General features: G+C 57.7%; 7 protein-coding genes. 1 reads left to right on the top strand and 6 read right to left on the bottom strand.

The genetic code is table 11. The annotated features are described in order from the left end of the window. Window positions 1-188 precede the first annotated feature (188 nt). The 4 genes from AC2FFD_RS19510 to recA all read right to left on the bottom strand — a co-directional run bounded on the left by AC2FFD_RS19510 (window position 189) and on the right by recA (window position 5,386). Window positions 189-710 carry a transglutaminase-like cysteine peptidase gene (locus tag AC2FFD_RS19510; protein ID WP_257600845.1) on the bottom strand — a complete coding sequence of 174 codons (522 nt, stop codon included), beginning with the start codon at window positions 708-710 and terminating at the stop codon, window positions 189-191. A gap of 471 nt (window positions 711-1,181) precedes the next feature. Then, window positions 1,182-1,469 carry a DUF1330 domain-containing protein gene (locus tag AC2FFD_RS19505; protein ID WP_170344227.1) on the bottom strand — a complete coding sequence of 96 codons (288 nt, stop codon included), beginning with the start codon at window positions 1,467-1,469 and terminating at the stop codon, window positions 1,182-1,184. 1 nt (window position 1,470) lies between these two features. Next, window positions 1,471-4,143 (bottom strand): alanine--tRNA ligase, encoded by a 2,673-nt coding sequence (gene alaS, locus AC2FFD_RS19500; RefSeq protein WP_170344226.1) that lies wholly within the window; start codon window positions 4,141-4,143, stop codon window positions 1,471-1,473. A 175-nt stretch (window positions 4,144-4,318) separates the two neighbouring features. Next, a complete protein-coding gene (recA, locus tag AC2FFD_RS19495) occupies window positions 4,319-5,386 on the bottom strand; it encodes a recombinase RecA (protein WP_152458025.1) in 1,068 nt (355 codons plus the stop codon). Between the two features lie 192 nt (window positions 5,387-5,578). On the opposite strand from recA, the gene AC2FFD_RS19490 reads away from it, so the two are divergent. Further along, complete coding sequence (locus AC2FFD_RS19490) at window positions 5,579-6,172, top strand: gamma-glutamyl kinase (protein ID WP_496873889.1); 594 nt, start codon at window positions 5,579-5,581, stop codon at window positions 6,170-6,172. Window positions 6,173-6,177: 5 nt separating this feature from the next. Here the strand turns inward: AC2FFD_RS19490 and AC2FFD_RS19485 are convergent, their stop codons facing one another. Next, window positions 6,178-8,469, bottom strand: coding sequence for an ATP-binding protein (locus AC2FFD_RS19485; RefSeq protein ID WP_496873888.1), 2,292 nt, complete (start codon window positions 8,467-8,469; stop codon window positions 6,178-6,180). 109 nt (window positions 8,470-8,578) lie between these two features. Beyond that, a complete protein-coding gene (locus tag AC2FFD_RS19480; protein ID WP_496873887.1) occupies window positions 8,579-9,736 on the bottom strand; it encodes an RsmB/NOP family class I SAM-dependent RNA methyltransferase in 1,158 nt (385 codons plus the stop codon). Window positions 9,737-9,759 lie beyond the last annotated feature (23 nt).

Here is a 9,759-nt window from a genome sequence, read left to right as displayed (position 1 = left end):
GAAGGCGGCGGCGAAGGTGAAGGCGGCGGCGAAGGTGAAGGCGGCGGCGAAGGTGAAGGCGGCGGCGAAGGTGAAGGTGAAGGTGAAGGTGAAGGCGGCGGCGAAACCTTCTGATTTGGAAGCAAAAATACCGGTGCAAGATTCGATTGCACCGGTTTTCACTTTCTCAAAAAAGTTTTCAGTTTTCCTCAGCTATGCCCGTAAACACCCACCCAACGTCCGGGCCGGTTCGGGTCTTGCATGCGAAGAAACAGGTACCGCGTCGCTGTCCAGGGTTTGATACGGTTTGTGAGGTTGTCCAAAACCAAATCACCGTTTGAAGAGCGGTACACCAGCACCGCATGAGGCACTCGGCGCGTGTCCAGAACAGTAGCGATCAAGAGTTTGCTTGGATCGACGCCGGCATGGATCAAATCCCTTTTCTTCAACAGCACGAAGTCTTCGCAATCGCCGCCCCTGGCCGTCGGAAGCGCCCAACGCTCGGTCGTTTTATACTGAGATTGATCGGTGACTTCACGCGTCGATCTGTTCACACGCCGGTTTATCTGTTCGACAACCTTCAGTTCTTGCTGGCTGGACATGGACACGGATCGCTTTCCTGCACAGGCCCAATTGTATTGAGCGCACAAGTTGGCGGCTCCGGACGGAGGCGGTGAAGACGCAACACTTGGGATAAACCCGTTCCCAGACGCATGCGCAGCAGGGGTCATGGTAATGGCACAGATGCTCAAAACACTGATGCCAGCGACCCGCGCTGAAACTGGCAGAAATTTGGCGCCAAGCTGCCTGGCCAGAATTATAAAGTGCTTCATGCCTGTACCCCAATCCGATGTTTTTCGCACGATTGCACGTCAAACAGGGTCGCATTCCGATTCGTGAAACTATCCGCGAACAAACCCGCCCAGGCAATCACCTGAAAAGTTGAAGGGGAAAAAGGGCGGAAATTCGTCCGTCAATCTGACCTTTTTGCGCAAGAATTTGGGTGGCGCAGCCACAATTCAGGCGCAAACCGCGCATATCCGCAACAGCGCGGCCTGATAAGCAATTGAAATTATAAAATAATAAACTCAGCCCATATTTGCGGGCTGAGTTTCCCTGACCGATCGTGGCATAAGCCAATGATTGCCTATTCGCTGCCCGTATACCGGGTAAACCGCGCTACAAGCCGTGAAACCTGACGTTCACTCCGTGATTTCAACCACGACCAACTCACGTTCACTGGCGTCGCGCGCATGACTCAATGCTTGCTGATAATCATCCGAGTTGTAGCATTCGACGGCTGCTTCGAGCGACGGGAAACGGGCAACCACGTTGCGTGGCCGTTCCTTGCCTTCCAACTGAACGTAACGCGCCGCACGGGCGATGAAAGTACCCCCGTGCTTGGCAATGGCTGGCCCGGCCAGTTCGGCATATTTTCCATACGCCTCGGCATCGGTCACCGTCACATGCGCAATCCAGAGTGCAGCCATCTTATCCTCCCAAAACCTGTTCTGCGGCCTTGATCGCCGAATCCGCGTTCGACGCATCCCGACCACCGCCCTGGGCCATGTCCGGGCGGCCGCCGCCGCCCTTGCCGCCCAATTCCACCACGGCGGCCTTGACCAGGTCGACCGCCGAAACGGTTCCTGTCAGGTCTTCGGTGACGCCAGCCGCAACCGCGGCCTTGCCGCCGGTATCCGCGATGAGCAGTACCGCCCCCGACCCAAGACGCGCCTTGTGTTCGTCGATCAATGCCGGAAGATCCTTGCCGGACACGCCGCTGAGGGCCTGCGCTATGAACTTCACGCCGTTCACATCACGCGCTTCGGCACCGCCGCCCTGCCCGCTCCCGCCGGCCATCGCCAGATCTCGACGCAGTTGAGCCACTTCGTTCTGCAATGACTTGCGTTCCTCCAGCAGGCTTTTCACGCGTGCCACCACATCATCCGGCTGCGCCTTCAGTTCCGACGCCACCTGCGCAAGACGGTGATCCTGTGCCGAAAGGTAACGGAACGCTTCATCCCCGGTCAGTGCCTCGATGCGGCGCACGCCGGCACTGCTTGCGCTGTCGCCCAGGATGACAAAGGTGCCGATGTCACCCGTCTGACGCACATGAGTACCGCCGCACAGTTCGATCGACCAGGTTTCGCCATCATGGCCCTTGCCCGTAGGTGCCTTGCCCATCGAGACAACACGCACCTCGTCACCGTATTTCTCGCCGAACAGTGCCTGCGCGCCCAGTTTGCGCGCGTCATCTGGTGTCATGACCCGTGTCTCGACGGCCGAGTTCTGGCGGATGAAGTCGTTCACCTCACGTTCGATCTTCTGGATTTCCTCCAGGCTCAGCGCCTTGGAATGGCTGAAGTCGAACCGCAGACGATCCGCCGCATTCAGCGAACCGCGCTGCGCCACATGGTCGCCCAGCGTTTCCCGCAGCGCTTCATGCAGCAGGTGCGTGGCCGAGTGGTTGGCCCGGATTGCAGTGCGGCGTGCGTGATCGACTTCCAGCTCGACAGCATCGCCTTTTGACACGGCACCGCTGACAACCGTCACCTTATGTGCATAGACCTTCCCATCGGCGAATTTTCTGGTGTCCTCCACCCGGCTGAGGTGATCGCGATCTTCAAGGCGCCGCATCTCGCCAGTATCGCCCACCTGGCCACCAGCTTCGCCGTAGAACGGCGTCTGGTTCACCACGACCCAGCCGGTGCTGCCCGCGTCGATCTTGTCAACCAAGGCACCGTCGACAACCAGTGCCGCAACCTGAGCTTCGGCTTTCTCGGTGTCATAACCAAGGAAGTCGGTCGCCCCGGCGCTGTCCAGAACATCGAACCAAACCGCCTGATCCGCGGCTTCACCTGACCCGGCCCAGGCAGCCCGCGCCTTGGCCTTTTGTTCGGCCATCGCCGTTTCAAAGCCTTCGGTGTCCACTGTCCGGCCTTTTTCACGCAGCGCATCCTGCGTCAGGTCCAGTGGGAAACCGTAAGTGTCATACAGTTTGAAAGCCGCTTCACCGGACAAAGGCGCACCCTCGGAAAGGCCGGACACCTCATCGTCCAGCAGCCTCAACCCCCGGTCCAGCGTCTGCTTGAAGCGGGTTTCTTCAAGCAACAAGGTCTCTTCGATCAATGGCTGTGCCTGGGTCAACTCGGCATAGTGACCGCCCATCTGTTGTACCAATGACGGGACAAGACGGTGCATGACCGGATCCTTGGCACCCAACAGATGCGCATGACGCATGGCACGACGCATGATGCGGCGCAGAACATAACCGCGGCCATCATTGCTGGGCATCACGCCATCCGCAATCAGGAACGAAGTCGAACGCAGGTGGTCCGCGATCACACGGTGGTGTACGTTCTGATCCCCGTAAGGATCCACGCCAGTCGCATCGGCCGAGGCCTCGATCAGTGCCTTGAACAGATCGGTGTCATAGTTGTCATGGCTGCCCTGCAACAATGCGCCGATCCGCTCGAGCCCCATGCCCGTATCGATCGACTGCATGTCGAGTTCCACCATCGAGCCGTCTTCGAACTGCTCGTTTTGCATGAAGACGACGTTCCAGATTTCAATGAACCGATCGCCGTCCTCTTCGGCAGAGCCCGGAGGACCACCCCAGATGTGGTCGCCATGGTCATAAAAGATTTCGGTACACGGGCCGCAGGGGCCGGTCGGACCCATCTGCCAGAAATTGTCGCTGGTGGCGATGCGGATGATCCGGTCTTCGGGAACACCGACCTTTTTCCAGATTTCAAACGCCTCGTCATCGGTATGATAAACCGTTGTCAGCAGGCGGTTCTTGTCGATTCCGAATTCCCTGGTGATCAATTCCCACGCGAACGGGATCGCTTCGCGTTTGAAGTAATCACCGAACGAGAAGTTCCCCAGCATCTCGAAGAATGTATGGTGGCGCGCGGTGTAACCCACATTGTCGAGATCGTTGTGCTTGCCGCCGGCACGTACACATTTCTGCGCCGTGGTGGCGCGCTTGTAGTCACGTGTTTCCAGGCCGGTGAACAGGTTCTTGAACTGCACCATGCCCGAATTGACGAACATCAGCGTCGGGTCGTTGCGCGGCACCAGCGGGCTGGACGCCACGACCTCATGCCCCTGTTTTTCAAAGTAGTTCAGAAAGGTCGATCGGATGTCGTTCAGGGTTGGCATAGGGCTCTCTCGGCGCACAAAAAATTGGTCCCCGCAGGTTTATCCCCCTGTCAAACGAGTGTCCACAGCAGAGGCGTATCCGAACGAAACAAGGCGGCCCGGGGGACCGCCTTGTTCATGGTATTTTCAACACAACACGTCGGACCGGGAACGTAACGCCCCCCGTCAGCGACCGTCAGGCTTCAAGGATGTCATCATCTTCGGCTGCGCCCGGAGGCATGTCGAAATCCAATCCGTGAGCCGCCCGAATCTTGTCTTCGATCTCAAAGGCAATGCGGCTGTTGTCGCGCAGATACTGTTTGGCGTTCTCACGCCCCTGCCCGATCCGTTCGTCACCGTAACTGAACCATGACCCTGACTTTTCGACCACACCGGCTTTGACACCCAGATCCAGCAGTTCGCCCATCTTGCTGATGCCCTCGCCGTACATGATGTCGAATTCCACCTGCTTGAAAGGCGGCGCAACCTTGTTCTTGACGACCTTGACGCGCGTCTGGTTGCCGACAACTTCGTCCCGGTCCTTGATCGCGCCGATGCGGCGAATATCCAGACGGACCGAGCTGTAGAATTTCAGTGCATTCCCGCCGGTGGTGGTTTCGGGGCTGCCGAACATCACGCCGATTTTCATCCTGATCTGGTTGATGAAGATCACCATACAGTTCGAGCGGCTGATCGAGCCGGTCAGTTTCCGCATCGCCTGGCTCATCAGACGGGCCTGAACGCCAACATTGCTGTCACCCATATCGCCTTCCAGTTCGGATTTCGGCGTCAGCGCCGCAACCGAATCGACCACAACCATGTTGACCGCGCCCGAACGCACCAGCGTATCGGTGATCTCAAGCGCCTGCTCTCCGGTATCGGGCTGCGAGATCAGAAGCTCATCCAGATCAACGCCCAGCTTTCGGGCATATTGCGGGTCCAGCGCGTGCTCGGCGTCGACAAAGGCGCAGACGCCGCCGCGTTTCTGCTGTTCTGCAATGCAATGCAACGTCAGCGTCGTCTTCCCCGAGCTTTCGGGGCCGTAAATCTCAACGATCCGCCCCATCGGCAGACCACCAATTCCCAACGCTATGTCCAGCCCGAGCGAGCCTGTCGAACTTGCGTCGATGTCCTGTTTGGCGCCTTCGCCCAGCTTCATGATGGAGCCCTTACCGAACTGCCGTTCGATCTGGGCCAGCGCGCTGTCGAGCGCCTTTTGCTTGTCTGCGTTTTTCTTGTCGCTCATTGTCAGAAGATCCGCCATTGTCCTGTCGCCTTCCCTTTTGTCACACCCTTGATCGGGCGGCAATCGCTGCTTTGTTCGCCTCTTGTTCCTTATGGGACCAAAAAGAGAACATTTCAATAAAAACTTACAGGGTTTACTCTTCTTCAATTGTATTAAGGAGTCGTTTACGACAATCTGCGCGCATAGCCGGGTGACAATTGGAGCAATTAAATGCTTGTTTTCTATGAGGAACGCCTTGCCTTCCTTGCCGTTCCGAAAACCGGCAGCACGGCTTATCACACAGCGTTGCGGGATCGCGCTGATATCGTCGTCACTCATCCGCCCGAGCTCAAACATGCTCCGGTGCGCAGGTATGATCGGTTTTTCCAGAACATTTTTCGCAAGATGTACGATACCGAGATGGAGATCCTGGCAGTTGTTCGCGAACCCGTTGACTGGCTGGGCAGCTGGTATCGATTTCGCAGCCGCGTCGACCTGATCGGTCACGTCCATTCGACCCGAGACATGAGTTTCGACACGTTTGTGCAGGCCTATATGACAAACCCGCGCCCGGATTTTGCCGATGTTGGCAGCCAAAGCCAGTTTTTCCGTACCCGCAGCAATGGTCGCGGTGCCACTCATATCTTCAAATACGAAAACCAGGGCAAAATTCTCGACTTCCTGCAAGCGCGACTGGACATGCAGATCGACCTGCCGCAAGAGAATGTATCACCATCGGGTGATCTGACGCTGACGCCCGAGACACGGCAGAAATTTCATAAAAGACACGCAGAGGAATTCGCGCTCCACGATGCAGCATTGTAGGATGTTCAGTTCAATTGTTGGAAAACCGCCTCAGTCAACTGGTTGAGAGAAAACGGCTTGGGCAGGAAGGTCGAATTGGCGATCTCGGGTTCTGAATCGCCAAAGGCACCTTCCGTATAACCCGATACGAAGACCACGCGGGCGTCCGGGCGTGTTTCCCGAGCTTTGCGCACCCAGGTCGGCCCATCCATGCCGGGCATGACCACATCCGTCACAAATACGTCGACGTTCAAAGACGGATCCTCCAGAAGCCGCAGTGCTTCCTCGGCCGAATCCGCCTCCAGCACGGTATAGCCCTTGAGCCGCAGAGCTCTGGTTGCGAAGGCGCGGACCGGCGCTTCGTCTTCAACCAAAAGCACGACGCCCTCACCTTGCCGGGCACTTTGGGATTCGGGTTGCGCCGGAGAATCCTGTTCCGCCTCTGCCACTGTGGCGCAAACCGGTAGAAAAACGGTGAATTCAGTGCCTCGGCCCACCGTGCTGTCGACAAAGATGAAACCGCCCGTCTGCTTGACGATGCCATAGGCCGTTGAAAGCCCAAGCCCTGTACCCTCGCCCGTACGCTTTGTCGTATAGAACGGCTCGAAGACCTTTTGCAGTTTGTCGGCAGGTATTCCCACGCCGCTGTCCATTACCCTGACCGTAACATATTCGCCTGGCTGGACGGTCGCCCTGTCCCTGCTGAGCGGTTGCGACAGGTTCAACACTTCGGTCTCGATACGTATTTCGCCCCCGTCCGGCATGGCATCGCGCGCGTTGACGACCAAGTTCATCAACACCTGTTCCAACTGCCGTTTGTCCGCCCGAACCGGCTTTAATACCGGATCATGGCTGAGGGTCAGCAGAACTTTCTCGCCCACCAATCGGTTCAGCAAGTGAATGAGGTCCGAGATCGTGTCACGCAAATCCAGAACTTCGGGCCTGAGAGTCTGTTTGCGCGAGAATGCCAGAAGCTGGCTGACCAGCGCAGCGGCCCGGTTGGCGTTCTGATTGATCTGCACCAGATCCCCGTAGTCCGGGTCATTCTGATCGTGGCGCAACAACAGCAGATCGCAGTGCCCCGAAATGGCCGTCAGCAGGTTGTTGAAATCATGCGCGACCCCGCCGGCCAATTGACCCACAGCTTGCATTTTCTGTCCTTGGACAAATTGAGCCTCCAGAGTCTTCAGCTCGGTCGCATCATTCAGGACCGCGATAAGACAGATCTTGCCATCGACAACGACACGGCTCAGCGTGACCTGTACGAAGACCTCCTTGTCTTTTCGGGTCAACTGAAGAAACTCGGATCGTTGCGCGTCTTCTTGCGCGGCTGTCCGCGCCAGCCAATCCAGAATGGGGTGCCCCATACCCCGCATGATGTCGGCTATGTTGGTGCCTTCCAGGTTTTCATTTCCCAGCAACTTGTTCGCCAACCTGTTGGCATTCAGAATGGCCCCCGCCGGAGACAGGGTGAGAACCGGAACCGGAAGATCTGCAAAAGACGTGCTGGCCCCGGGCGCCTGAGTTTCAATGAGCGGCACCAACCCAAGGCTTCGTTCCTTGCTGGATCGGGAAAGCTCCGTCACAGCCACCGGAATCATTCCGTCCTGTGACTTGATAATGTTTGAGGCTCCGACCTGGGGGTCAACATCACCGAAGATGTCGCGAACCCGTTCGGGATGCGGCCCAAGCAACTTTTTCGCCGCCGGATTCGGGCACACCACGTCATCCACGCATCCGATGGTCAGAACCGGCAGGTTGAGAGACTGCCAGCTTTCCTGTTCTGACTGTTGAAACCGCCAGCAAAAAATGTCGGGAGCCAATTGAAACACGGTGACACTGTTTGTGTTTCCCCTGATCACGCAGTCTTCGCGGGCCCGACCGAAGGATCGGGCCTGAGATTGCAACCTCAACAAAATCACCTGAGGGGTCGAGAACGTCGAACCGAGGCAGCTTTCAAGGCTGGCTCCTTTCGCCGCGCCGAACTGTTCCCGCGCTGATGCGTTGGACGCCAGAATGTCGCCATAAGCATTTGCGATCAGGAAGGGTGACTCTTCCTGTTCTGCAAAAGCGGCCATGACGGCAGTGGTTTGTTGCGCGTGTCTGGCGGCGACCTGGCCTTTGATCACGACGCACAATACCACAATCAAAAGCGAAATCCCCGCGACCATCATGCCCGTGGTCCAATCCGGTGGCAGCAACCCGACCAAGGGCGCAATGCCGATCAACAATGCCACCGCCACCAACGACCAAAGACGAGATGCCGGGGGCGTGTGAGCAAGAGATGGGTCGCTGAAAAATTCTGCTGTGTCAGACATAAACGGCTCGGGCGCAAAGTTATCGGCTATAACGGCCAAAATTGGTTAATTCCCGCTTAACGGCGTTTGGAAAGCGGCAATCTACCCAAGGTTGTTATTTGCCAAAAGCTCAGCGCGTCAAGTGCGACGTAAAGAACCCGTCAGATTCGTGTGTAACGTGCCACGTTTTCCGGTAGGTTTCCCGCCACTGGGAAAAATGATCCAGAAAACCGTCTATGATCACGCCGTTTTCATCGTTCAGAACCGAACAGGTTGCGTAAGCCAGCAGGCCGCCCGGATGCACCAAAGGCGCAATGTCGGATAGAATACGGGCCTGAATGGTGGTGAGGTCCCGCAAGCGATCCTCGGTCAAGGCCCATTTTCCGGCTGGCGCCCTTCGCCAAGATCCGCTGCCAGAGCACGGCGCATCAACCAAAACCACATCAAACGGATCAACACCTGAAAGGTCATCGGAGTTGAGGATGGTTATCTTTGCGCCTGCTCGTTCCGCCCGCGTCGGAATATCTTTCATGCGGCCGGAATTCACATCATGTGCGTACACTTCGACGCCCTCGTGCGCTGCAAGAGCCAGCGCCTTGCCACCGCCACCCGCGCAATAATCCAGAACGCGCATTCCCGGCCGCAGATCCAGCGCGGCCACAACCGCCTGGCTTGCAGCGTCCTGAAGCTCGACCAGGCCCCGGGCATAGGCCTGGCTTTGGGCAATGCGCCGGGCCCCCTCTGTCACTTCAAGGGCGGTTTGGCATACCTGAACCGGATGGGAGACAATACCCTCGGACTTCAAGGCGTCGATGGCCTCGCCCAGATCGGTTTTAAGGAAGTTGACCCGCAGATGAACGGGCGCCCGGTTCTGCAAAGACATCGCGCAAGGAACCATGGCATCCTTCAGAGAGTCAACGAACCGAGGCCACAGCCACTCCGGAATGTCATATTTCTCGGCCTCGGACGCGAAATCCCGCGCCGTTTCCGTTTCCTCAACCGGCATCGGAGCGTGACGATCGCCGGTAAACAACTCGGCCAGATCACCGCCTGACGCACGGGTCGCACCGATCATCAAACCGCGCCCGGTGTCGGACCCTCCCAACGCTGCATACGAGCGCTTGCGTCGCAACGCGTCGAATACGTGATCGCGAATGGCCGCCCGATCCTTGGACCCTGCGAAACGACTGCGCCGCGCCCAGCCGGTGAGTGCTTTTTCGACCGGCGCGCCAGCCAGAATATCATCCAGAATTTCGATCGAGGCCTGAACACGGGCGGCGGGTGTCATGGTGGAATACCTCGGCGGAAATG

It is taken from the genome of Ruegeria sp. YTSC002 (genome assembly GCF_059609845.1).
Note: the sequence above shows the minus strand (reverse complement) of the source record. Positions and strands in the feature narration are given on the sequence as shown.